The organism is Saccharopolyspora hirsuta, from assembly GCF_008630535.1.
Taxonomy (GTDB): Bacteria; Actinomycetota; Actinomycetes; order Mycobacteriales; family Pseudonocardiaceae; genus Saccharopolyspora; species Saccharopolyspora hirsuta.
Genome location: NZ_VWPH01000013.1, coordinates 1 through 24,403, shown reverse-complemented (window position 1 = coordinate 24,403; position 24,403 = coordinate 1). Strand labels below are relative to the sequence as shown.

At 70.3% G+C, this 24,403-nt stretch carries 21 protein-coding genes and 1 pseudogene; 4 read left to right on the top strand and 18 right to left on the bottom strand.

Going from position 1 to position 24,403, the window contains the following annotated elements:
* Positions 1-59 precede the first annotated feature (59 nt).
* The 4 genes from F1721_RS25660 to F1721_RS25645 all read right to left on the bottom strand — a co-directional run bounded on the left by F1721_RS25660 (position 60) and on the right by F1721_RS25645 (position 2,866).
* On the bottom strand, positions 60-866 hold the full coding sequence (locus tag F1721_RS25660; protein ID WP_150069358.1) for an ABC transporter permease subunit: 807 nt from the start codon (positions 864-866) through the stop codon (positions 60-62).
* A complete protein-coding gene (locus F1721_RS25655) occupies positions 863-1,738 on the bottom strand; it encodes an ABC transporter ATP-binding protein (RefSeq protein ID WP_150069357.1) in 876 nt (291 codons plus the stop codon). Before F1721_RS25655 ends, F1721_RS25660 begins: the two co-directional genes overlap by 4 nt.
* Positions 1,735-2,127, bottom strand: coding sequence for a GntR family transcriptional regulator (locus F1721_RS25650; protein WP_150069356.1), 393 nt, complete (start codon positions 2,125-2,127; stop codon positions 1,735-1,737). The genes F1721_RS25655 and F1721_RS25650 overlap by 4 nt, the downstream gene beginning before the upstream one ends.
* A 136-nt stretch (positions 2,128-2,263) precedes the next feature.
* A complete protein-coding gene (locus F1721_RS25645) occupies positions 2,264-2,866 on the bottom strand; it encodes a TetR/AcrR family transcriptional regulator (RefSeq protein WP_246155302.1) in 603 nt (200 codons plus the stop codon).
* A 226-nt stretch (positions 2,867-3,092) separates the two neighbouring features.
* Here F1721_RS25645 and F1721_RS25640 point away from each other — a divergent pair, with 226 nt between their 5' ends.
* Positions 3,093-4,316 (top strand): MFS transporter, encoded by a 1,224-nt coding sequence (locus F1721_RS25640; protein ID WP_150069354.1) that lies wholly within the window; start codon positions 3,093-3,095, stop codon positions 4,314-4,316.
* Positions 4,317-4,362: 46 nt separating this feature from the next.
* Here F1721_RS25640 and clpB read toward each other — a convergent pair whose 3' ends face one another.
* A complete protein-coding gene (gene clpB, locus F1721_RS25635; protein WP_150069353.1) occupies positions 4,363-6,951 on the bottom strand; it encodes an ATP-dependent chaperone ClpB in 2,589 nt (862 codons plus the stop codon).
* 197 nt (positions 6,952-7,148) lie between these two features.
* On the opposite strand from clpB, the gene F1721_RS25630 reads away from it, so the two are divergent.
* Positions 7,149-8,717 carry an alanine/glycine:cation symporter family protein gene (locus F1721_RS25630; protein WP_150069352.1) on the top strand — a complete coding sequence of 523 codons (1,569 nt, stop codon included), beginning with the start codon at positions 7,149-7,151 and terminating at the stop codon, positions 8,715-8,717.
* Positions 8,718-8,766: 49 nt separating this feature from the next.
* Here F1721_RS25630 and F1721_RS25625 read toward each other — a convergent pair whose 3' ends face one another.
* From F1721_RS25625 to F1721_RS25605, 5 genes are all read right to left on the bottom strand, one after another.
* Positions 8,767-9,612, bottom strand: coding sequence for a YceI family protein (locus F1721_RS25625; protein WP_150069545.1), 846 nt, complete (start codon positions 9,610-9,612; stop codon positions 8,767-8,769).
* 239 nt (positions 9,613-9,851) lie between these two features.
* Positions 9,852-12,374: an MFS transporter gene (locus F1721_RS25620; RefSeq protein ID WP_170301612.1), complete on the bottom strand. Its 2,523-nt coding sequence runs from the start codon at positions 12,372-12,374 to the stop codon at positions 9,852-9,854.
* A gap of 71 nt (positions 12,375-12,445) precedes the next feature.
* On the bottom strand, positions 12,446-12,937 hold the full coding sequence (locus tag F1721_RS25615; RefSeq protein ID WP_150069350.1) for a MarR family winged helix-turn-helix transcriptional regulator: 492 nt from the start codon (positions 12,935-12,937) through the stop codon (positions 12,446-12,448).
* Positions 12,938-13,156: 219 nt separating this feature from the next.
* A complete protein-coding gene (locus F1721_RS25610) occupies positions 13,157-13,639 on the bottom strand; it encodes a MarR family winged helix-turn-helix transcriptional regulator (protein WP_150069349.1) in 483 nt (160 codons plus the stop codon).
* Positions 13,640-13,777: 138 nt separating this feature from the next.
* Complete coding sequence (locus F1721_RS25605; RefSeq protein ID WP_246155300.1) at positions 13,778-14,575, bottom strand: pyridoxamine 5'-phosphate oxidase family protein; 798 nt, start codon at positions 14,573-14,575, stop codon at positions 13,778-13,780.
* Positions 14,576-14,875: 300 nt separating this feature from the next.
* Between F1721_RS25605 and F1721_RS25600 the strand changes: the two genes are divergently transcribed.
* A complete protein-coding gene (locus F1721_RS25600; protein ID WP_150069347.1) occupies positions 14,876-15,979 on the top strand; it encodes an FAD-binding oxidoreductase in 1,104 nt (367 codons plus the stop codon).
* Positions 15,980-16,363: 384 nt separating this feature from the next.
* Here the strand turns inward: F1721_RS25600 and F1721_RS25595 are convergent, their stop codons facing one another.
* The 8 genes from F1721_RS25595 to F1721_RS25560 form a co-directional block, all read right to left on the bottom strand.
* Positions 16,364-16,816 (bottom strand): heat shock protein transcriptional repressor HspR, encoded by a 453-nt coding sequence (locus F1721_RS25595; protein WP_150069346.1) that lies wholly within the window; start codon positions 16,814-16,816, stop codon positions 16,364-16,366.
* 2 nt (positions 16,817-16,818) lie between these two features.
* Positions 16,819-17,985, bottom strand: a complete 1,167-nt coding sequence (gene dnaJ / locus F1721_RS25590; RefSeq protein WP_150069345.1) for a molecular chaperone DnaJ — start codon at positions 17,983-17,985, stop codon at positions 16,819-16,821.
* A 25-nt stretch (positions 17,986-18,010) separates the two neighbouring features.
* Positions 18,011-18,700, bottom strand: coding sequence for a nucleotide exchange factor GrpE (grpE, locus tag F1721_RS25585; RefSeq protein ID WP_387511245.1), 690 nt, complete (start codon positions 18,698-18,700; stop codon positions 18,011-18,013).
* A 17-nt stretch (positions 18,701-18,717) separates the two neighbouring features.
* Entirely contained in the window at positions 18,718-20,589 is a 1,872-nt protein-coding gene (gene dnaK / locus F1721_RS25580; RefSeq protein ID WP_150069343.1) for a molecular chaperone DnaK, read from the bottom strand.
* Positions 20,590-20,793: 204 nt separating this feature from the next.
* Positions 20,794-21,633 carry a DUF4097 family beta strand repeat-containing protein gene (locus F1721_RS25575; RefSeq protein ID WP_150069342.1) on the bottom strand — a complete coding sequence of 280 codons (840 nt, stop codon included), beginning with the start codon at positions 21,631-21,633 and terminating at the stop codon, positions 20,794-20,796.
* Positions 21,634-21,779: 146 nt separating this feature from the next.
* On the bottom strand, positions 21,780-22,388 hold the full coding sequence (locus F1721_RS25570; protein WP_150069341.1) for a TetR/AcrR family transcriptional regulator: 609 nt from the start codon (positions 22,386-22,388) through the stop codon (positions 21,780-21,782).
* Complete coding sequence (locus F1721_RS25565; RefSeq protein ID WP_150069340.1) at positions 22,385-22,708, bottom strand: DMT family transporter; 324 nt, start codon at positions 22,706-22,708, stop codon at positions 22,385-22,387. Before F1721_RS25565 ends, F1721_RS25570 begins: the two co-directional genes overlap by 4 nt.
* Before the next feature lie 79 nt (positions 22,709-22,787).
* Positions 22,788-23,213 (bottom strand): DUF1707 SHOCT-like domain-containing protein, encoded by a 426-nt coding sequence (locus F1721_RS25560; RefSeq protein ID WP_150069339.1) that lies wholly within the window; start codon positions 23,211-23,213, stop codon positions 22,788-22,790.
* Between the two features lie 376 nt (positions 23,214-23,589).
* On the opposite strand from F1721_RS25560, the pseudogene F1721_RS25555 reads away from it, so the two are divergent.
* Positions 23,590-24,403, top strand: a pseudogene (locus F1721_RS25555) (Fe-S oxidoreductase); the annotation flags it as partial.

The following is a 24,403-nucleotide window of genomic DNA, read 5'->3' as shown; positions in this document are numbered from 1 at the left end:
TCGAGCCGGACGCGATTTCGCGTCCTGGTGAGGGGGTTCTCGCGCTGCCCGGAGCGGGTTCAGCTGAACTTGCGGCGCAGCCACCAGAAGGTGAGCGCCAGGAGGGCGGCGGTCAGCGCCAGGTAGATACCGGCCTCGACGAACTGGAACGTCCAGAACCGGTCGGCCGGGTGGTAGGAGGTGGTCGTCATCTCGCCGTTCACGACGGAGCCGAGGTAGTAGGCGCCGTCGAGCTCCGGCGGGCCGTCGATGGCGGTCACCGGGCTGCTGACGGTCAGCGGCGCCTGGTAGTTCGGCCGCAGCACCGTGGCGAACAGCAGGAACACCGCCCCGGCCGCGACCAGCGTGGTCGCCATCGCGGGCACGGTCCGCCTGATCAGCGCGCCGATCGCCACGCCCAGGGCGAAGGTGAACAGGCAGGTCGCCGGGAACACCAGGATCGACTGGTTGAACAGCTGGAACCAGCCGCGGTCGGGGGCCGCCGGCGCGAACCAGGCCATGTGCACCGCCGAGACCAGCGCGCTGAGCACCAGCACGGCACCGCCGACCAGGAGCACCTTGCTGCGCAACCAGTTCCCGCGCGAGGTCCCCTGCGTCCAGGCGTACCGGTAGGTGCCGTGCTCGATCTCCCGGGACACCAGCGGAGCACCGGCGAACATGCCGACCAGCACCGGCAGCGGCTGCAGGTACGTGCTGACGTCCTCGCCGAGCTTGACCAGCCGCGAGAAACCGGCGGCCGCGGTGTAGACGGTCAGGGCGTCGGCGCCGAGCGGAGCGGCGAGCCGGTAGAGCGCGACCACGGCGAGGAAGAGGACGGCGAAACCGGCCAGTCCCAGGCGGTGCTGCCGCCACGCCAGCCAGGTCATGCGGCGACCTCCTGCGGTCGCACCGGAGCCGCGGCGGTCAGGTAGTGCATGACCAGGGTCTCCAGGTCGACGTGCTGGACGTCCCACGGCGAGCCCGGCTCCGGGCGGGGGCCGCGCACCAGCAGTGAAACCCGGTCGCCGCGGTCGTCCCGGTGCACGACCTGCCCGGCCACGTCGTCCGCGGCGGCGGCCGGTCCGGTCAGCAGGTGGTGCTGCTCCAGCAGGTCGTCGATGTCGTCGGCGAGCTTGACCCGGCCGCGGTCGAGCACGATCAGGTGGTCGCAGAGCCGTTCCAGCTCGGAGACCACGTGCGAGGACAGCACCACGGTGCAGCCCGAGTCGGCCTTGGCCTCCATCAGCACGCTCATCAGCTCCCGCCGGGCCAGCGGGTCGAGGCTGGCCACCGGCTCGTCGAGGATCAGCAGGTCGGGTTGCTTCGCCAGCGCCACCGCGAGCGCGACCTGCGCGCGCTGGCCGCCGGAGAGCGCGCTGATCCTGCTGTCCAGCGGGATGTTCAGCTCGGCGAGCCGGTCGAGCGCGACCTGGTCGTCCCAGCGCTGGTTGAGCTTCCGGCCCGCCTTGACCATCTCGCGCACCCGGAAGTTCCGGTACAGCGTGTGCTCCTGGTCGATGTAGGCGACCCGGTGCAGCACGGTGCTCGTCCGCACCGGGCGGCCCAGGACCTCCAGCTCGCCCTCGGTCGGCGCCAGCAGGCCGACGACCAGGTTCATCAGCGTCGACTTGCCCGCGCCGTTCGGGCCGACCAGCCCGACCACCCGCCCGGCCGGGACCTCGATGTCGCAGCCGCGCAGCGCCCACTGCTGCCGGTACCGCTTGCCCAGCCCGCTGGTTCGTATCGCTATCTCGTTCACTTCCGCTCCTCCTGGCGAAACTCGGCCAGCACCGTCGCGACCAGCGCCGCGATCCCGTCGGCGTCCATGCCCGCGCGGTGCGCCTCGGCCAGCCACGACTCCAGACCGGCGCGCAGCTCGGCCTGCTTCTCCGCGGGCAGTCCGACCAGGCCCTGCTCGATGAAGGTGCCCTGTCCCGGACGGCCCTTGGCCAATCCCTTGTGCTCCAGCTCGCGATAGGCCTTCAACACCGTGTTCGGGTTGATGACCAGGTTCTTCGCGACTTCCTTGACGGTGGGCAGCCGATCCCCGACCTGCAGCTGCCCGAGCCGGAGGGCGTGCTCGACCTGGTGCACGAGCTGCCGGTACGGCGGCACGCCCGATCCCGTGTCGACCCGGAACTCGATCAAGCACTCGCTCCCATCTCTATTTACCTATGACCATAGGATAACCATACGATGATCTTTGTCGAGCGGAACCGCGAAAATGACCCCTGAGCAGCAAAAACGCCCCGACGGACGTCGGGGCGCGAGGGTGGGTCAATCGCTAGGACGTGGCCAGGTTGTCGCAGAGGGACTGCCACTCCGCGCGGTCCGGGGCCGAGCCGGGGAGCTCCGGGCCACCGGCGCGCAGGCCTTCGAGGACCAGGGCGAGGTAGCGGGAGCGCAGCTCCGCGCGGCGGTGCTCGCTGGTCGGCAGGCGCGGGTTGAGGTGCTTGAGCAGCAGCAGGATGTCCGGCCAGTCGACGTCCGAGCGCAGCTCACCGGCCTCCTGGGCGGCGGTGACCAGCTCCTCCAGCTCCTTCGCGACCCGTCGCTGGAGGTCGCGGAACTCGTCCGAGTAGACGTGCTGCGGGTCCATCGGCGGCATCACCGCGCCGATCCCGGAGCTCTCCCGCAGGCACCGCTGCATGAACCGGACCAGGGCCGCCCACGGGTCGGACTCCTGGGCGCGCGCCTGCTCGGCCTCGGCGAGCATCAGCCGGAACCCGTCGATGCGCACCTGCTCGACCAGCTCGTGCTTGCTCGGGTAGCGGCGGTACACGCTGGCCACGCCGACGCCCGCGCGCTTGGCGACCTCGGCCATCGGGGCGGCGAAGCCCTGCTCGGCGAACACGTCGCGAGCCGCCCGGATGACCAGGCCGTCCACCTCTCCGTGATTGTCAGCGGCGGTCGCGTCCGGGAGGGATCCCACGTTTCGCGGTTTCTTGCGGCTGGGTTGCATCGGTGTCCCCTGAGGTGCGGTTGAGCAGGACTCGACACCAGGGGTGTCTTGGGACACAGGATAACCCCGGAGCGGAATGATCCGTTCCGCCCTCGGGTTGCAGCGGAACGGAATCGTCCGTTCCGGTCTTTCGCGAGGATGGGAAGCAACCATGACCACCACGGAACTCGTTCGGCCCCGCGGCGCGGTCCGCGCGTTCCGCAGCGGCGGGCTGTCCCGGTCCGCTTCGTTCTGGTTCATCGGCGCGCTCTACGCCCTGTTCCTGATGGCGTCCACCGCGCCGTCCCCGATGTACTCGATCTACCAGCAGCGGTGGGGCTTCACGACCACCGTGCTCACCGAGGTGTTCGCCGTCTACGCGGTCGCGATCCTGGCCGCGCTGCTGCTGTTCGGCTCGCTGTCCGACCACATCGGGCGCCGACCGGTGCTCCTGGTCGCGGTCGTGCTGGAGATCGTCTCGATGCTGCTGCTCGCCTTCGCACCCGCCGTGGGCTGGTTGTACGCGGGACGCGCGCTGCAGGGCCTGGCCACCGGCGTGGCGACCAGCGCGATCAGCGGCTCGCTGCTGGACTTCCAGCGCCCCGGCACCAACCGCGGGTCGCTGGTCAACGGGGTGGCCGCGGCGTTCGGCATGGCGCTGGGCTCGCTGCTGGCCGGGGCGCTCGTGCAGTACGTGCCCGGTCCGACGCTGACCAGCTACCTGCTGATCGTGCTCGGCCTCGCGGTGGCGATCCCCGGCGTGCTGGCGATGCCCGAGCCGGTCGCCCACCGCAGCAAGCTGCGCGAGGTGCTGCGCCCGCAGCGGCCGACCGTCCCGGCGGGCAAGGGCCTCGCGTTCGCGCTCATGGCCACCACGCTGCTGGCGTCGTGGATCGTCGGCGGGATGTTCATGTCCCTCGGCCCGTCGGTGGCGAAGGGCATGGTGCACGGCAGCCCCTACCTGATCGGGGGCGCGACGGTCGCGGTGCTGGCCGGGTTCGGCGGGCTCTCGCAGCTGGTGCTGTCCGGTGTGGACGCCCGCCGCGCGGTGCGGATCGGCGGTCCGGTGATGGTCCTCGGGCTGGCCGGGGTGGCGACCTCGACCGTCGAGCACCAGCCGATCCTGTTCTTCGCCGCCGCAGCTGTTCTGGGAACCGGCTGGGGCGTGGTGTTCATGGGCGGCATGCGCATGCTGACCGGCCTGGCCTCCCCCGAGCACCGCGCGGGGACCTCGGCGCTGATCTACGTGGTGGCCTACCTGTCGGCAGGAGTCCCCAGCGTGGCGCTGGGCGTGGTCAGCACCTTCTTCGGCCTCACCGCGGCAACGGTCGTCTTCGCCTCGGCCGCAGCGCTGTTCGCCGCGATCGCCGTGACCTCGACCTACCTCCACCGCTGACCGGGACTCGTGAGCGGCGATGGCGGAACCATCGCCGCTCACGACCTCAGCCCTCGGCCGCGGTGACCGTGAGGGATTCGTTGTCGTCGGTGGTGTCGACGCGGATCTTGTCGCCCTCGCGGATCTCACCGGCCAGCAGCTTGCGAGCCAGCTGGTCGCCGATGGCCGACTGGACCAGGCGGCGCAGCGGGCGCGCGCCGTAGACCGGGTCGAAGCCGTTGAGCGCCAACCAGTCCCGCGCCGCCGGTTGGACGTCGAGGGTGAGGCGGCGCTGCGCCAGGCGCTGGCCCAGGCGGTCCACCTGGATGTCCACGATGGACGTCAGCTCCTCGGTGGACAGCGAGTGGAACACCACCACGTCGTCCAGCCGGTTCAGGAACTCCGGCTTGAAGTGCTTGCGCACCACCGACATGACCGCGTCGTCGCGCTCCCGCTCGGACAGGTTCGGGTCGGCGATCGCCTGCGAGCCCAGGTTCGAGGTCAGCACCAGGATGGTGTTGCGGAAGTCCACCGTGCGGCCCTGGCCGTCGGTGAGCCGACCGTCGTCGAGCACCTGCAGCAGCACGTCGAAGACGTCCGGGTGCGCCTTCTCCACCTCGTCGAACAGCACCACCGAGTAGGGGCGGCGGCGCACCGACTCGGTCAGCTGGCCGCCCTGGTCGTAGCCCACGTACCCGGGCGGCGCACCGACCAGCCGGGCCACCGAGTGCTTCTCGGCGTACTCGGACATGTCGATGCGGATCATCGCCCGCTCGTCGTCGAACAGGAACCCGGCCAGCGCCTTGGCCAGCTCGGTCTTGCCGACGCCCGTCGGGCCCAGGAACAGGAACGAGCCGGTGGGCCGGTCCGGGTCGGCGACCCCGGCGCGGGTGCGGCGCACCGCGTCGGACACCGCGCGCACCGCCTCGGCCTGCCCGACCACGTGGGCGCCGAGGGCCTCCTCCATGCGCAGCAGCTTCGCCGTCTCGCCCTCCAGCAGCCGCCCGGCGGGGATGCCGGTCCAGGAGCTCACCACGTCCGCGACGTCGTCGGCGGTGACCTCCTCCTGCAGCATCGCCTTGCGCTCGGACTGCGCGGCGGTGGCCGCGTCGAGCTCCTTCTCCAGCTGCGGGATCCGGCCGTAGCGCAGCTCGGCGGCCTTGCCCAGGTCGCCGTCGCGCTCGGCGCGCTCGGACTCGCCGCGCAGCTGCTCCAGCTGCGTCTTCAGGTCGCGGACCTTGTCGATGGACTCCTTCTCCTGCTGCCAGCGCGCGGTCAGCTCGGACAGCTTCTCGCGGCGGTCGGCGAGCTCGGCGCGCAGCGCGGCCAGCCGCTCCAGGGAGGCCGGGTCGTCCTCCTTGGACAGCGCCATCTCCTCGATCTCCAGCCGCCGCACGGCGCGCTCGACCTCGTCGATCTCCACCGGGCGGGAGTCGATCTCCATGCGCAGCCGGGACGCCGCCTCGTCGACCAGGTCGATCGCCTTGTCCGGCAGGAAGCGCGCGGTGATGTAGCGGTCGGACAGGGTGGCCGCGGCGACCAGCGCACCGTCGGTGATCCGCACGCCGTGGTGCACCTCGTAGCGCTCCTTGAGCCCGCGCAGGATCGCCACCGTGTCCTCCGGGCTCGGCTCGCCGACCAGCACCTGCTGGAACCGGCGCTCCAGCGCGGCATCGGTCTCGATGTGCTGGCGGTACTCGTCGAGCGTGGTGGCGCCGACCATGCGCAGCTCGCCGCGGGCCAGCATCGGCTTGATCATGTTCCCGGCGTCCATCGCGCCCTCGCCGCTGGCCCCGGCGCCGACGATGGTGTGCAGCTCGTCGATGAAGGTGATGACCTGCCCGGCGGAGTCGGTGATCTCCTTGAGCACCGCCTTGAGCCGCTCCTCGAACTCGCCGCGGTACTTCGCCCCGGCCACCATCGAGCCAAGGTCCAGCGCCACCACGCGCTTGCCGCGCAGCGACTCCGGCACGTCCCCGGCGACGATCCGCTGGGCCAGGCCCTCGACGATCGCGGTCTTGCCGACACCGGGCTCGCCGATGAGGACCGGGTTGTTCTTGGTGCGGCGGGAGAGCACCTGCACCACGCGGCGGATCTCGGTGTCGCGGCCGATCACCGGGTCCAGGTCGCCCTTGCGGGCGCGGTCGGTGAGGTCCTGGCCGTACTTCTCCAGGGCCTTGTAGGTGCCTTCGGGGTCCGGGCTGGTCACGCGGGCCGAGCCGCGCACGTTGCCGAAGGCGTCGGTCAGCGCCTCGGGCGTGGCGCCGTGCTTCTTGAGCAGGTCTGCGACCCGGCCGCCCTCAGCGGCCAGCCCGACCAGCAGGTGCTCGGTGGAGACGTACTCGTCGCCCATCTCGGTCGCCAGCCGCTGGGCGTGGGTGAGCGCCTTGACCGCGTCGCGGGACAGCTGCGGCGCGGACACCGTGCTGCCGCTGGCCGCGGGCAGGCTGTTCATCAGCTGCTCCAGCTCCTGGCGCACCGCCGCGGGCTCGGCGCCGACCGCGGTCAGCAGCGGTGCGGTCAGCCCGTCGCCCTGGGCGAGCAGCGCGCCGAGCAGGTGCGCGGGGCTGACGTCCGGGTTGCCGGCCACGGTCGCGGCCTGCACCGCCGAGGAGATCGCCTGCTGGGTCTTGGTCGTCGGGTTGAACGCGTCCATTCCTCACCTCGTCGCCGATGGCTCCTGCCAGGACATCTTGCCCTGTACCAGCCTCATCTACACCGTCAACGTAAGAAAAGTTGAGCGAGTTCCGCTCAAGGTGATGACGTGACGCACGACACGAACTGGTTTCATTTTCGACGAATGTGACAAGCAGGTCTTGTCCGGGACATTTCACCCGTTTTAGCTAAACCGCCATGACCACCACGACAGCGGGCGATCAACTCGTCCTGGCTGCCGAAGAGGGCGGCGCGCTCTCCGGCATCGAGAACGCGATCAACACGGTCTTCACCCCGATCTCGGAGGGCTTCTCCAACATCGTCTTCGGCGAGGTCACGGTCTTCGGCGTGACCTTCCCGTGGATCGTGGCCTGGCTCGCGATCGCCGCGGCGGTGTTCACCGCCGTCTTCGGGTTCATCCAGATCCGGTCCTTCAAGCTGGCCGTCGACCTCGTCCGCGGCAAGTACACCGACAAGTCCGAACCCGGCGAGATCAACCACTTCCAGGCGCTCGCCTCGGCGCTGTCCGGCACCGTCGGCCTCGGCAACATCGCCGGCGTCGGCGTGGCGGTGACCGTCGGCGGCGCGGGCGCGACCTTCTGGATGATCGTCTGCGGCGTGCTCGGCATGGCCACCAAGTTCGTCGAGTGCACCCTCGGCGTGAAGTACCGGGAGATCGACGCCGACGGCACCGTCTCCGGCGGCCCGATGCACTACCTGCGCAAGGGCATCGCCGAGCGCTTCCCGAACGCCTTCGGCGCGGGCCTGGGCAAGGTGCTGGCCGTGCTCGCCGCGATCATGATCCTGTTCTTCGCCATCGCCGGCGGGAACATGTTCCAGGCCAACCAGACCTTCGCGCAGCTGCGCAACGTCACCGGCGGCGACAGCGGCCTGCTCGGCTCCGACGGCGCGGCGCTGATCTTCGGCGTCCTGCTGGCGGTGCTGATCGGCTCGGTGATCATCGGCGGCATCAAGTCCATCGGCGCGGTCACCAGCCGCCTGGTGCCCGCCATGGCCGTGATCTACGTGCTCGCCTGCCTCACCGTCATCGGCGTCAACTACGACACGATCCCCAGCGCGATCGGCGAGATCATCTCCGGCGCGTTCACCCCGGAGGCCGGGTTCGGCGGGCTGATCGGCGTGCTGATCGTCGGCTTCCAGCGCGCCGCGTTCTCCAACGAGGCCGGGCTCGGCTCGGCGCCGATCGCGCACTCGGCGGTGAAGACCAAGCACCCGGCCACCGAGGGCCTGGTCGCGCTGCTGGAGCCGTTCATCGACACGGTCATCGTGTGCACCATGACGGCGCTGACCATCGTCATCGCCAAGACCCAGTTCTGGACCGACGCGCAGCAGACCGTGCTCAACGGCGGCGACACCCCGGACGGCGTCACGGTCACCTCGGAGTCCTTCGCCACCGTGCTGCCGTGGTTCCCGTACGTGCTGACCGTGGCGGTGGCGCTGTTCGCGATCTCCACCATCATCACCTGGGGCTACTACGGCCAGCGGGCGTGGCTGTTCCTGTTCGGCAAGAGCAGGACCAAGGAGCGCGTCTACAACGTGGTGTTCTGCGCGTTCACCGTGGTGGGCTCGGTGCTGACGCTGGGCAGCGTGCTGGACTTCGCCGACGCGGTGCTGTTCGCGCTGGCGCTGTTCAACATCCTGGGCCTGTACATCATGATCCCGGTGGTGAAGAAGGAGCTGGCGTCCTACCGCGAGAAGCTCCGCACCGGCGAGGTCACCAAGGCCGAGAAACCCGAGAAGGTCTGACCCCTCGTGAGCGGCGATGGTCGCCCTTGCGGCCATCGCCGCTCACGACTCAGTCCTCGCGGACGGCCTGGATGTCGATCTCGACCTTGAGGGTCGTGCCGATGGCTGCGATGCCCGTCTGCAGGGCCTGGTTGAAGTTCATCGCGAAGTCCTCGCGGCGGAGCTGGGTCGTCGCCGTCGCCGAGGCGCGGGTGCCGCCCCACGGGTCCGGGCCGACACCGGCGAAGCGGGTGTCGAGGCGCACCGGGCGGGTCAGGCCGCACAGCGTCAGCTCGCCGTCCAGGTCCCAGCGGTCGCCGCCGCGCGGGCGCAGCGCGGTGGAGCGGAAGGTGATCTGCGGGTGCTTCTCGACGTCCAGGAAGTCCGCGTTGCGCAGGTGGTCGTCGCGCATCCCGTTGGCCGTGTCGATGCTCGCCGCGACGATCGTCGCCTCCACTGTGGACGATTCGATCGGGTTGCCGATGCGGATCTCCCCGGCGAACTCGTTGAACCGCCCGCGGATGCTGCTGATCCCCAGGTGCCGGGCGGTCACCTGAATCGACGAGTGCACCGGGTCGATCCGCCACAACCCCGGCGCGGGCAGGTCCGCCCCGCCCGCGCGGCGCAGCTCGACCTCGCCGAGCGTGGCGGCCGTCCCGTCGTGCACCAGCGTGGTGCGCGCGACCGGTTCGTGCCCCACCGCCGTGACGATCGCGGTGTAGGCACCGGCCTTCAGCCCGGCGGCGACCACCGAACCCTGCGCGTCGCCCTGCACGCGGGCGACCTGGGTGCCGGTGCCGTCGATGACGGTCAGCACCGCCTCCGGGACCGGCCAGCCGTCACCGCCGCGGACCGTCGCGGTGACCGCGCCGGTTCCGACGCCGGTCGTGTCGACCTGCTGTTGGCCGAGGTCCATCCAGAACATCTCCTCAGAGTCTGCTTTCGAACCCGCTTTTGATCTTTGGCTTTTGAAGCGGCGCAGCCGCTTCAACCCACCCTCGCAACTCGCACCGCCGCGGGTTCTCAGACGTCGCCTGGCGAGGACAGCCCGTTCGCCGTGTGTTGGACAACGGGATCCCGCAGCCAGGCGGCGTCTGAGGTTCCGCTACCGGCACCGCCGCGCAAAACGAGTTCGTCAGACGGGTTTCTCGCTGCTCAGTCGGCGTCCGGGTAGCCGAGCTCCACGTCGTGGGTGCTCGTCTCGCCGGAGAGCTGCAGCGACGTGGCGACCGGCGGGTAGCCGGTGGCGATCACCGTGTACTCGCCGTCGGGCAGGTCGGTGAACGTGTAGTTGCCGTCGATGTCGGTGGTGGCCGCGCCGACGACCGCCCCGCCGGAGTTCAGCAGGGTGACCCGCGCGTCCGGCACCGCGACCCCGAGGCTGGCCGACCGGACCACGCCGGTCAGCTGCGCCCCGCTCTGCAGCACCACGTCGGCCGTGGTCTGCTCGCCGTCGGTCACCGTCACCGAGTTGGCCACCGGCCGGTAGTTCGGCGCGGTGACGGTCAGCGCGTACGAGCCGCCGACCAGGTCGCCGAACGCGTAGTGCCCGTCCGCGGCGGTCGCCGTGGTGGCCACGACCTCGCCCCGCACGTCGGTGAGCACCACCATCGCCCCGCCGACCCCGACGCCGCCGACGTGCACCAGGCCGACGAGCCGACCGGCGCCGAGCAGCTGGACGTCGTGGCGCACCGGGCGGTCGCCGACCACCACCATCGACGCGGTGGGCTGGTAGCTGCCGCCGGAGGCGATCAGCACGTAGGTGCCGCCGTGGGTGACCGCCAGCCGGAACTGGCCGTCCTGGTCGGTGCGGGCCCGCTCGACCTGCCGCCCGTTGGCGTCGGTGAGGGTGAGCACCACCCCGGGCACCGGGCTGCCGACCGAGTCCTGCACGGTGCCGTGCACGAACAGCCCGTCGCCGCCGATTTCACCTGCCAGATGCCTGCCGTTGGTTGCGTAGCGGCGCGGCGACACCGGCTCTGACCAGGCCTCGGAGCGCCTGTCCACAGAGTTGTCCACAGGCTCGGCGGCCAGTCGCGCGGTGCGCGGGCCGGGGTCCCCAACCAGCGGAGAGCCGTTGACCGCGGCACCGGTCACCGTCGAGTTGTCCACAGGACGGGTGGGGTTGTCCACAGCGTCCTCGTGCGCGGCCACCGCAACCGCCTCCCTTTCCTCGTGACTGTCGATCGTGGTCCGCAGCGGGGTCTCCCGCACGAACAGCACCGCCAGGAAGGTGACCACCGCGATGCAGGCGGAGATGAAGAAGATGTCGCCGATCGCGTCGCCGTAGGCGGCCCGCACGATGACCTGGATCGGTTCGGGCAGGCTGCCGACGTCCAGCGAGCCGCCGCCGCTGCCACCGGCCGCCTGCGCGGCGCCGGGGATCTTGGCCAGGCCCTGCACGATGTAGTCCGACACGCGGGTGGCCAGCACCGCGCCGAGCACCGAGACGCCCGCCGAACCGCCCAGGGTCCGGAAGAAGGTGACCACCGAGGTCACCGACCCCATGTCCCGGGCGCTGGTCGCGTTCTGCACCGCCAGCACCAGGTTCTGCATCAGCATGCCGACGCCGGTGCCCATCAGGAACAGGTAGACGCCGACCAACCACAGGTTCGTCTCGTGGTCCATGGTGCTCAGCAGGTACATCGCCGCGACCATCACGACCGCCCCGGCCACCAGGAACGGCTTGATCTTTCCGGTGATCCGGGAGATCACCTGACCGGAGACGGTCGAGGACAGGAACATCCCGCCGACCATCGGCAGCGTCATCAGCCCGGCCTCGGTGGGCGTCATGCTGCGCGAGATCTGGAAGTACTGGCCCAGGAACACCGAGCCGCCGAACATCGCGGTGCCGACCGCGACGGTGCCGATGGTGGCCAGGGTGACCGTGGGGTTGCGGAACATCCGCAGCGGCACGATCGGCTCGCTGACCCGCGACTCGATGATCACCGCGATGATCAGCGCCACCACGCCGCCGCCGACGTAGGCCGCGGTCTCCGCCGACCACCAGTCGAAGGACTTGCCCGCCAGCGAGACCCACACCAGCAGCAGGCTCACGCCGCCGACCAGGAACAGCGCGCCGAACCAGTCGATCTTGACCGGCCGCTTGATGACCGGCAGCTTCAGCGTGCGGCCGAGCACGATGAACGCGATCACCGCGATCGGCACGGTGACCCAGAAGCACCAGCGCCAGCCCAGCCAGGAGGTGTCCACGATGACCCCGCCGACCAGCGGGCCGCTGACCGTGGCCACCGCGAACGTGGCGCCGATGTAACCGCTGTAGCGACCGCGGTCGCGCGGCGAGACCATGGCCGCGATCACGACCTGGATCAGCGCCTGCAGACCGCCCATGCCGATGCCCTGCAGGGCGCGGAAGCCGATCAGCGTCTCCATCGACTGCGCGAACCCGCCGGCCACCGAGCCGACCGTGAAGATCACGATCGCGAGCTGGTAGAGCAGCTTCTTGCTGAACAGGTCGGAGAGCTTGCCCCAGATCGGGGTGGACGCGGTGGAGGTCAGCAGCATCGCCGTGACCACCCACGTGTACTGGCCCTGGGTTCCGTCCAGGTCGGCGATGATGCGCGGCAGCGCGTTGGAGACGATGGTCGAGCTGAGGATGGCGACCAGCAGCGCCAACATCAGCCCGGACATCGCCTCCATGATCTGCCGATGCGTCATCGGCGATTCATCGGCGGACCCGCGCGCATCCCGCCGGGCCGGTGCGTCCCGCACCGCCTCCGTCGAGCTCGTCATCGAGTTCCTTCCCTGGTAGCGGGGTCTGCGTGGCAGATCCCCTCGTCGATCGTGTGGCGGCGGATGTCGTCCATCGCTTCCCCCAGCAGCCGGGTGAGCTCGCGGACCTCCGCGTCCTCCCAGTTCCCCAGCGCACCGGCGATCCACTCCGCCTTCTTGCGCTCCAGTTCGGCCACCGCGCGCTCGCCCTCGGGGGTGGCGCGCAGCAGCGACACCCGCCGGTCGGCGGGGTCGGGTCGGCGGCTGATCAGCTCGGCCTGTTCGAGCTGGGCCACCTGGCGGCTCACCACGGAGGCGTCGACGACGCGGTGGTGGGCGAGGTCGGAGGCCCGGCACTCGCCGCGGAACACGAGTTCGGTGAGCAACCCGGCCGCGGCGTAGGGCACCTGATCAGCGAAGTGGCCCCGTTGCAGTGCGACCTGCTTGAGCCCCATCAACGCCCGGAGCGGGCGGAGCAGTTCACCGCAGGTCTCGAGTTTCGGTCCCATGCGAACCCAATCCTTTAGTTGCTGCACGCAACCATAACCTCAATTGGTTGTAGCACGCAACTTGTCGGCTTGTGACCCGCAACACCCGCAGCTCCGGCGCGGGGCGTTTCGCCGATTTCGCGCGAGATCGGCGTTTCGCAGGCGGGGGAAGCGGCGCTTTCGCGCGAAATCGCCGGGGCCCGCACTCAGGCGGGCCCCGGCGATCGGAGGATCAGGACGTCACATCATGGCGTTGAGCTTGGCGAGGAGCCTGGCCAGGTCCTTCAGGTCCTGGGTCGTCCAGCTGGCGAACTGGCCGTGCAGGTGCTTGCGGCGCTCGGCCCGCACCTGGGCCAGGCGCTCGCGCCCCAGGTCGGACAGCTGGATCCGGCGGGCCCGACCGTCGTCCGGGTCCGGGACGCGCTCCAGGAGGTCGAGCTCCACCAGGGTCGCGATCTGGCGGCTCACCGTCGACTTGTCCAGGCCGGTGCGGCCCGCCACGTCCATGCCGCGCAGCGGTCCGGCGTCGTCGATCATCAGCAGCAGGCTGTAGGACGCCGGGTCCAGGTCCGGGTGCACGTGCGCAGCCACCGTGGTCGAGAGGTTGCGGGCGCGGCGGAACATCATCACCAGCTCGCGCTCCACGGTCTCCGCCGCGGCGCGCCGGTCCACGCCCTCCTCGCGGACCCCGTCGGTCGCCCGCGCCTCATCCTGCTCGATCACAGCTCTCCCGCCCGCGCCTCCACCTGCCGGAGGCGCACCCGCAGCACCCGATCAGGCCCAGGCCCCACGTTAGTCCGTTTCGCCCCACTCTAGGAGGCCGTCCCAGAACCGATGTCGCGCGGCGGCCCTTCGTTGCGATCAGTTCGCGGAGACGGGCTCCACCCGGTGCCAGGGGCGCGGGGTGCCCTTGGCCGCGAAGTAGTCGCCGCCCTTGCGCTTGACGTCGTCGGTGCCCCAGGTGCGCTGGCGCAGCACCGGGACCATCCGCGGGATGTGCTTGCGGCAGTGGATGTAGGCCTCCTCGACCTGCACCACCACCCACCGCTCTGGGGTGCGGCCGCGGTCGAACTCGGCGGGCAGCGCGGGGTGGATCGCGCGCAGGTCGGCGTCCTCCACGATGCGGGCCTTGCCGTTGAGGTGCAGGCCGATCAGGTCGGTCACGAAGTCCACCAGCAGGATCCCGACGTGCGGGTTCTCGCTGATGTTGCCGAGGCTGGCCATCACGCCGTTGCCGCGGTACTCGGGGTAGCAGACGTGCCGGTCGTCGAGCACCTCGATGAAGCCGGGCGGACCGGCGCGCAGGCTCGAGTCGCACTCGCCGCGGGCGTCGGCGGTGGCCACGAAGGCCAGCTCCATCCGGCCGATGAACGCCTTCATCTCCGAGTTCAGGTGGTCCAGCACCTGGTCGTCGTAGAACCGGCGGGCCCGCTTCTCGGTGCCGTAGGCCTGCTGCAGGAGGTGCTCGCCCGTCGAGCCGGGCAGCGGCACCGGGCGGTCCTCCTCGGCGAACGGATCGCGGGGCGCCACGTCCAGCGCGTGGTGCTGGAGAGGGGTGCTGACCTGCGACGAATCGGTCGGGGTGGACGGGTCGGACAGCTCCAGGTCCAGCAGCGCCTCGTCGGCGGTGCCGGTCGGGGTCGGGTGGTCGGGGCTCACGCGGCTCACCGTGTCACGCCTTCCTCTCCACTCACAGAGGTGGATACTAGGTTCCCCCGACAGGTTCATGCACTATCTACCAGTAGTAGTTAAGAAGCACTCAAAAGTGGCATCAAGGCAGACGTTCCCCGACCCACGAGTTAGGGTCAGCCCAGTGTCGGGGGACGCAAGCAAGTAGCGGTGCGCCCAATCGGGTACCGCCGCCAACGTGGAGAAGACTGCACCCGAACCATGACAGCGAACGCCGTACTGAGCCCCGGACCACCCCCGAACCGCGAGCCGTCCTCTGGTGTGAGCAAGATGGTTCGCCTGATCCGCGAGAGCTTCGAGGTCGTCGAACCGCAGATCGAGGACGTCGCCAAGTTCTTCTACGGGATGCTCTTCAGCCTCTCCCCGGCCACCCGCGAGCTGTTCGCGGTGAACATGGAAGTGCAGCGCAGCCGTCTGCTGCGGGCGCTCGTGCACGTGATCCAGATGGTCGACAAGCCCGACGAGCTGCTGCCGTTCCTGCACCAGCTCGGCCGCGACCACCGCAAGTTCGGCGTGGTCGCCGACCACTACGAGGCGGTGGGCACCGCGCTGCTGGCCTCGATCAAGAAGCACGCCGGGGACGCCTGGAACGACACCGTGGAGCGGGCCTGGGCGGAGGCGTACACGGTGATGGCCTCGGCGATGACCGAAGCGGCCGCCGCCGACGACGGCCCCGCCTGGTACACCGGCGAGATCGTCCACCACGAGCGGTTGAGCTGGGACGTCGCCGTGATCCGCGTCCAGACCGACCACCCGGTGCCCTACCTGCCCGGGCAGTACGTGAGCGTGGAGGTGCCGCAGCGGCCCCGGCTGTGGCGGTACCTGACCCCGGCGAACGCGCCCGCCGAGGACGGGATCATGGAGTTCCACGTCCGCTCGGTGGAGGGCGGCTGGGTGAGCCGGGCGCTGGTCGGGCACGCCCGCACCGGCGACCAGTGGCGGATCGGCTCGCCGATGGGCCGGATGACGGTGGACCGGGAGGAGTCCCCGGACGTGCTGATGATCGCCGGCGGCACCGGGGTGACCCCGATGCGCGCGATCATCGACGACCTCGCCCAGTACGGCGAGAACCCCCGCGTCCAGGTGTTCTACGGCGGCCGCACCCGCGAGGACCTCTACGACCTGGAGAACCTCCAGCGGATCGCGATGCACAACCCGTGGCTGACGATCACGCCGGTCCTGGAGAACGCCCCGAACATCTCCGGCGTCGAGCACGGCACCCTCCCCGAGGTGGTGACCCGCTACGGCGCCTGGCAGGACTGGGACGTCCTGGTCAGCGGCTCCCCGGGAATGATCCGGGCCACGGTCTCCCGAATGCTGGTCGCGGGCACACCCCTGGACCGCATCCGCTACGACCCGTTCACGTTGGACTGAATTCCAGAGCACGAGTGAAGGGCGGCTTTCGCACCTGGCGAGAGCCGCCCTTCACTCGTAGCTGGGGGTATGAAGCGCCTGGCCGAGCAGGTGTCGGGAGGAACGCCGAAAACGCCCGACCACCGGGCTTTCTGCGGTGAACAGCTACCGCGACGGGCGACCGGCACCGGTCGGCGAGGGTCGCATGCGCCGCCAGGCGCATAACCCACCCTCGCAGCTCGCACCACCGCGGGTTCACGGCCCACCCCTCCGGGGTTCCTTCCGGCGAGGACGGCCCTGACGCCGTGTATCGGCTCATACACAAGTCAGGGCACCCACAGCCAGGCGGGCGCTGAGGTTCCGCCACCGGCACCGCCACGCAAACCAGCCACTGGAATCCAAGAATCAGCGCTTGCGGTTGGGTTTCCAGACTACGAGGGCCGTTTCTTGGCGGACCGGGACCAGGTCTCGGCGGTAGGAGGCGTGGATCTGGGCCGCTGCTTGTTCGGCCGCCGCGTGGGCCGCGGCGACTTCTTCGGCCAGCTCCTGGACCTTCGCGCGGAGGGCGTCGACCTCGTTCTCCAGGTCGATGATCCGCTTGATCCCGGCGAGGTTGACGCCCTCCTCCTGGGAGAGGCGCTGGACCTCGCGCAGGAGCGCGATGTCGCGGAGGGAGTAGCGGCGGCCGCCGGCCGGGGTCCGCCCGGGCGACACCAGGCCCAGCCGGTCGTAGCTGCGCAGGGTCTGCGCGTGCAGGCCGGAGAGCTGGGCGGCGACCGAGATCACGAACATCGGCGTGTCCTCGTCGGCCCCCGGCGGGAATCCGAAGCCCGGATCCGTCGTGCGGCGACCGGCCATGGCTACCTCCCGAGCAACTCGTTCAGGTCCTGACGCGGATCGTGGTCGGCGGTCGCCTTCGCGTAGTCCGCCAGCGCCTCAGCCGCCTTGCCGTCCAGTTTGGACGGAACGGCGACCTGCAACGTGACCAGGAGATCCCCGCTGCTGCCGTCCTTCTTGCCGACTCCCTTGCCGCGCACCCGGAAGGTGCGGCCGCTGCTGGTCCCGGCCGGGACCTTCAGCGTGACCTTCCCGTCCAGCGTCGGCACGGTCAACGTAGTGCCCAGCGCCAGCTCGGGGAAGGTCGTCGGGACCGTGATCGTCAGATCGTCACCGGAACGTCCGAACACCCGGTGCGGGTTGACGTGCACCACCACGTAGAGGTCACCGGCGGCAGCGCCCTGCCGACCCGGTTCGCCCTGGCCCGCCAGCCTGATCCGCTGCCCGTCGGAGACCCCGGCCGGGATCCGCACCGTCAGCGTGCGGCTGCGGGTGCTGACCCCCTCACCGGCGCAGTCCGGGCACGGGTCGTCGATCAGCTGGCCGCGACCGCGGCAGTCCGGGCACGGCTCGCTGAACGCGAACGCGCCCTGGTTGCGGGTGACCAGCCCCGATCCGGCGCAGGTGCCGCAGGTGCGCGGCCGGGTGCCCGGCTTGGCGCCCGAACCGCGGCAGGTCTGGCAGGTCGCCGGGCTGGACAGCCGCAGCGGCACGGTCGCGCCGCGCACCGCCTCGGTGAAGTCGATGCGGACCTCGGTCTCCACGTCGGCGCCGCGCTTGGGCCGGTTGGCCGTGGACGCGCCGGGGCGGCGGCCGCCGAACAGGCCGCCGAACAGGTCGCCCAGTCCGCCAGCACCGCCCTGACCACCGCCGAAGAGGTCACCGATGTCGAAGCCGCCCTGGCCGCCGAAGCCGCCGAACCCGCCCTGGCCACCGCCGCCGAACCCGCCGGAGCCGAACAGCCGACGGGCCTCGTCGTACTGCTTGCGCTTGTCCGGGTCGGACAGCACGCCGTACGCCTCGGAGACGGCCTTGAACTTGGCCTCCGCCTGGGCGTTGCCGGGGTTGGCGTCCGGGTGGTTCTCCCGCGCCAGCTTCCGGTACGACTTCTTGATCTCGTCCGCCGAAGCGTCGGAGGAGACGCCCAGCTCGGCGTAGAAATCCTTGTCCAGCCATTCCCTCGCGCTCACCGGACGCCCCTCCTCTCGCTCCTGATCAACCCTGCTCGGCCTGGCTGTCGTCGTCGGCGGCCGCAGGTTCCGCCGACGCCGGTTCGTGGTCGGTCACCGCGACCATCGCGGGCCGCAGCACCCGGTCGGCGAACCGGTAGCCGCGACGCAGCACGGTGGTCACGGTCGGGCCGCTCACGTCCGGGGAGGTGCTGTGCTGCACCGCCTCGTGCACGGACGGGTCGAACTCGTCGCCCTCCGCGCCGAACGCCTCCAGACCGGCCGAGTTCAGCGTCGCGACCAGCTTGTCCGCCACGGCCTTGAACGCACCGTTGAGGTCGCCGTGCGCCTCGGCCCGCTCCAGGTCGTCGAGCACCGTCAGCAGGTCACCGGCCACCGAGGCCTTGGCCCCGGCGATCACCGACTCGCGGTCGCGTTCCACCCGCTTGCGGTAGTTCGCGTACTCCGCTGTGACCCGCTTGAGGTCGGCGGTGAGCTCGTCGACCTGCTGCTGCAGGCCGGCGGACTCGCCCTGGGTCGGTTCAGCGGCGGACTCGGAGCCCTCCGCCGCCGGCTCGGCCTTGGCGATCTCCTCGTCGAGGGTGCCGGAGATGCTTTCGGGCACCTGCGCCTCTTCTCCGTTCGGAGCGGGGGCCCGGCGCTGGCCGGTCTCGGGGTCGATGCGACGCCGATCCCGGACCACCACCGGCTCCTGCTCGCCTTCGTTGTGCGACATCTCGGACCGGTCCGCTGTCACTTCTTCTTCTCGTCCTCGTCGTCGACGATCTCGGCGTCCACCACGTCATCCGCGCCGGAGGCCTTCGCGCCCGCGGCGTCGTCCGCGGCACCCGCGCCCGCACCGGCACCCGCCGCCGCGTTGGCACCGGCGTCGGCGTAGAGCGCCTGGCCGAGGGCCTGGGACTCGGTGGCCAGCTTCTCCACCGCGGCGGAGATGGCCGCGACGTCGTCGCCCTTGAGCGACTCGTTGACCTCGTCGATCGCGGACTTGACCTTGTCCTTGACCTCCGACGGCAGCTTCTCGTCGTTCTCCTTGAGGACCTTCTCGGTCTGGTAGACGAGGGTCTCGGCCTGGTTGCGGGCCTCGGCCTCCTCGCGGCGCTTCTTGTCCTCCTCCGCGTGGGCCTCGGCGTCCTTGACCATGCGGTCGATGTCCTCCTTCGGCAGCGCGGAGCCGCCGGTGATGGTCATCGACTGCTCCTTGCCGGTGCCCAGGTCCTTCGCCGAGACGTGCACGATGCCGTTGGCGTCGATGTCGAAGGTGACCTCGATCTGCGGCATGCCGCGCGGCGCCGGCGGGAGACCGGTCAGCTCGAACATGCCGAGCTTCTTGTTGTGCGCGGCGATCTCGCGCTCGCCCTGGAAGACCTGGATCTGCACCGAGGGCTGGTTGTCGTCCGCGGTGGTGAAGGTCTCGGAGCGCTTGGTCGGGATCGTGGTGTTGCGCTCGATCAGCTTGGTCATGATGCCGCCCTTGGTCTCGATGCCCAGGGACAGCGGGGTGACGTCGAGCAGCAGGACGTCCTTGACCTCACCGCGCAGCACACCGGCCTGCAGGCTCGCGCCCACGGCGACGACCTCGTCCGGGTTCACGCCCTTGTTCGGCTCGCGGCCACCGGTCAGGTCCTTGACCAGCTCGGAGACCGCCGGCATGCGGGTGGAACCGCCGACCAGCACCACGTGGTCGATGTCGTCGAGCTTGATGCCCGCGTCGCGGATGACCGCCTCGAACGGCTTCTTGCAGCGCTCGAGCAGGTCGGAGGTGATCCGCTGGAACTCGGCGCGGGACAGCGTCTCGTCCAGGAACAGCGGGTTCTTGTCCGCGTCGACCGTGATGTACGGCAGGTTGATGTTCGCGCTGGAGGAGCTGGACAGCTCGATCTTGGCCTTCTCCGCGGCTTCCTTGATCCGCTGCATGGCCATCCGGTCCTTGGTCAGGTCGATGCCCGACGAGGACTTGAACTTCTCCACCAGCCACTCGACGATGCGCTCGTCCCAGTCGTCACCACCGAGGTGGTTGTCACCGCTGGTGGCCCGCACCTCGACGACGCCCTCGCCGATCTCCAGCAGCGAGACGTCGAAGGTGCCGCCACCGAGGTCGAAGACCAGGATGGTCTGTTCCTTCTCGCCCTTGTCCAGGCCGTAGGCCAGCGCGGCCGCGGTCGGCTCGTTGACGATGCGCAGCACGTTCAGGCCGGCGATCTGACCGGCTTCCTTGGTGGCCTGCCGCTGGGCGTCCTCGAAGTAGGCCGGGACGGTGATCACCGCGTCGGTGACCTCCTCGCCCAGGTAGGCCTCGGCGTCCCGCTTGAGCTTCATCAGCACGCGGGCGCTGATCTCCTGCGGGGTGTAGGGCTTGTCGTCGATCTGGACCTTCCAGTCGGTGCCCATGTGGCGCTTGACCGACCGGATGGTGCGGTCCACGTTGGTGACCGCCTGGTTCTTCGCTGGCTGCCCGGTGAGGATCTCGCCGTTCTTCGCGAAGGCCACGATGGACGGCGTGGTCCGCGAGCCCTCGGAGTTGGCGATCACCGTCGGTTCACCGCCCTCCAGGACGGAAACGACGGAGTTGGTCGTCCCCAGGTCGATACCGACCGCTCGCGCCATGCTCGATTCCTCCCGACTTCTTGCCTGTGCGCCCAGCAGCCACCGAGGCCCTGAGCCTTGCTCACTCAAGTTTTACCCACTGCACGTCAGCACCGTCAATCGGGGTTGAGCGCAGCTCACTCAAGCTTTCTGCCAGGACAACGCCCGACCAGGCGCGCGAGTTCCGCGGAGTGATGCGAACCACCCGGTCGGGGCCGGTCCTCCTCAGGAACGGACGTTGATGTGCCCGCTGCCGCTGGACAGCGTCAGCCGCTTCTCCGCGGACGGGTCCTGGACGACCTCGATGTCCGCGCCGCCGCTGCCGGCGTCGGCGTCCACCCGGTAGCGGTCGGCGGGCACCACCAGGTCGATCCCACCGCTGCCGGTGGACAGCGAGGCGTTCCGCGGTCCGGTGAGCTCCAGCTCGATGCTCCCGGAGCTGGCGTCCGCGACGATCTCCGCGCCGCGCAGGCCCCTGCCGGTGATCCCGCCGCTGCTGGCCTCCACCTCGACCCGACCGCCGAGGTCGGCGAGCTCGACGTGCCCCGAGCCGGTGCGCACCTCGACGGGCCCGTCGGCGCCGCGCACCTGCACCGAACCGGAGCTGGCCCGCACGTTCACCGGCCCGGGGACCTCCTGCACGTCGACCTCCCCGGAACCGACCTCGGCCTGCACCGACCGCATGCCGACCACGGTCAGCGAGCCGGAGCCGAGCTCCCCCTCGACCGGCACCGGCGCGGGCAGCGTGACCTGGTAGGACACGCTGCAGCCCCACCCGCAGTCGGTGTCCAGCACCAGCGCACCGCCCTCGACCCGGTGCTCCACCGCGCCGTCGCCGCCCCAGAGCGCGGCACCCCACCGCCGCACCTGCTGGGTGACCTCACCGCGCCCGCCCGGGGCGTACCGGATCTCGACCGACCCGGCCCCGTCGCCGAGCTGGACGCGGTCGACCTCGCCGATCGGGTCGGTGCGCTGCTCCGCGGACGACATCGGCCCCCAGAACGCCACAGCACCCCCGACCAGCACCAGCGCCGCACCACCGATCGCGAGTCCCACCCGAGCCATCGATTCCCCCTGTCCCCAGTACGTTCCGCGCGGACGAAACTACGCACCGGGCACCCGCCCCGGCATCGGGGACACCCCGGATCCGCCCCGGAGCCGCCGTCGTCCGACGGCGAGGACCTCCCGTCGGCGGGAACGCGCGGTCGGGTTCAGTCGAGGTAGCCGCGATCGCGCAGGTAGTCGACCGGTTGGACCAGGAAGCGGAGCACCGGTTCGAGGTCGTCGGCGGTGGGCGGTTCGTCGGCGATGAGGCCCTGCATGAGGATGCCGTCGATGGCCGCGAACAGGGCCCGGATCGCCGGTCCGTCGCCGCCGCGACCGCCGTTGACGTAGCCGGAGGCGGCCTCGATCCAGCGGCGCGCGGCCGGGCGCAGCGCCGGGCGGCGGGCCGCCAGCAGGTACAGCTCGTACTCGCCGAGGGTGCGCTCTCGGTGGTCGCGCAGGACTCCGGCCAGGTTCTCCGCGATCGCCCGGGGCCAGTCGGCGCGCTCGCGGACCTGCTCGTGCAGCTGGTCCAGCTGCGCGATGAGCCCCTCGCAGCCCTCCATCAGCGCGGCCACCAGCAGGTCGTCGATGCCGTCGAAGTAGTACGCGATGGACGCCGGCGGGACGTCGGCCTCGCGCGCGATGTTGCGGTGGCTGACCGCGCCGACGCCTTCGCGGGCCACCACCCGCAGCGCCGCGTCGATGATCGCGCGGCGGCGGCGCTCGCCCTTGGCCCGGCGACCGTCGGTCTCCTCGGCCCGCGGTCGGGTCAATGCGCACCTCCCAGCTCCAGCGCGACGACGCCGCCGATGATCAGCGCGATGCCGCCGATCTGCACCGCGGTGATCGACTCGCCGAGGAACACCGCGCCGATGATCGCCACCAGCGCGACCCCGGCCCCCGCCCAGATCGCGTAGGCGACGCCGACCGGCAGCCCCAGCTTGAGCACCGAGGCCAGCGCGGAGAAGGCGATCACGTACCCGACCACGACCAGGATCGAGGGGACGGGCTTGCTGAACCCCTCGGAGAGCTTCAACGACACGGTGGCGAACACCTCGCTGAGGATCGCCACCGCCAGGACCAGGTAGGCCACGCCCGAACTCCCTTCGAAAAGCTGTACGATCGCCCCACTTTCAGGGCACGACGATGCCCCCGTCGAGGGGGCGCCCGGTTCAGTCGTCGGAGCGCTTGCCCCCGCTGCTGAAGACCAGTTCGCTGAGGATCACCGCGGCCCAGATGCCCAGCGGGATCATCGGCCAGAAGAAGGTGAGCTCGCCGGAGGCGATCGAGGTCACCAGCCAGATCCCGACCAGGATGACCGCGACCCCGCCCCAGTCCCGCCACTCCTTGATCTGCTTGCGCTTGCGCTTCTCGCGCTTGGCGACCTGCTTGGACGGCTTCGGCGGCGTCGACTCGGGCAGGTCGGCGGTGAGCGGTTCGAGCTCGCCGTAGGTGGTGGCGGCGAACGCCTGCTGCAGGCGCTCGTCGTACTCCGGCAGGGTGAGCCGCCCCTCGTCCAGCGCCGCCCGCAGCCGCTGCGCCACGGCCTCCCGGTCACCGTCCGATGCGCGCATCGACGCGTTGTCCGCCCCAGTCATCGCAACCCCCTGGACGTTCGGCGTGGCCGAACGAACCGTTCACCCGATCAAATACGTGGCGAAAATCGCACTGCGCCCCCGAGTCTGCCCCGATCGACATCCGCCACGCGGAAGCCGCGACGAAATCGCAACCCCCGTCTCAGCCGTCTAACAGGAACAACCAGGACAACTCCAGCGGCCGCGGCCGGCGCCACCCGCAACTGACGGGGGCAGCCTACCCGATAAACCTGAACGAATGCACAACTAGTTTTTCACCCAGCCGTCTCGCAGAATCACCGACTGTTCCCGACATGCGCACAGCCCCCGTAGTTACCGATGGGTAACAGGGCGTACGCTGCCCGAACGGACAACCCCCTCGAAACAGGAGGCCGCGAGCATGGGTGCTGTTCAGATCACGCTTGGCGCGATCTCGGTCGCGCTCGGCGTCGTCGCGTGGAGCATGTTCGCCATGACCATCGCCCGGTTCGTGCGGATCATCCGCCTCGGGCAACCGGACGGCACCCGCAACGGCCCGGTGATGGCGCGGCTGGCGACCCTGGTCAAGGAGTTCGCCGCGCACACGCGGATGAACAAGTTCCGCAACGTCGGTGTGTGGCACTGGCTGGTGATGTGGGGCTTCCTGCTCGGCTCGCTGGCGGTGTTCGAGGCCTACGGGGAGGTGTTCGTCCCGACGTGGGGCTTCCCGGTCCTGAGCGATCTGGCGATCTACGGCCTGCTGATGGAGCTGCTGGGCATCGGCACCGTGGTGGGCATCGTGGTGCTGATCGTGATCCGGCAGCGCAACCACCCGCGGCGCGCTGACCGCGTTTCGCGGTTCCAGGGCTCGAACTTCAAGTGGGCGTACTTCGTCGAGGCCGTGGTCCTGATCGAGGGCTTGGGCATCATCGGCGTGCGGGCGGCGAAGTCCGCGCTGGGTGTGCACCCGATGCCGCTGTGGTCGGAGTTCGTCTCGGGCCCGCTGGGCACGCTGCTCCCGGCCAGCGAGAACCTGGTGTCGGCGTTCGCGTTCCTGAAGCTGATGTCGGCCACCGTCTGGCTGATCGTGGTGGCCCGCACGATGACGATGGGCATCGCCTGGCACCGGTTCAGCGCGTTCTTCAACATCTACTTCAAGCGCGAGGACGACGGTGGTGTCGCGCTGGGTGCGGTCAGGCCGATGATGTCGGCGGGCAAGCCGCTGGACTTCGAGG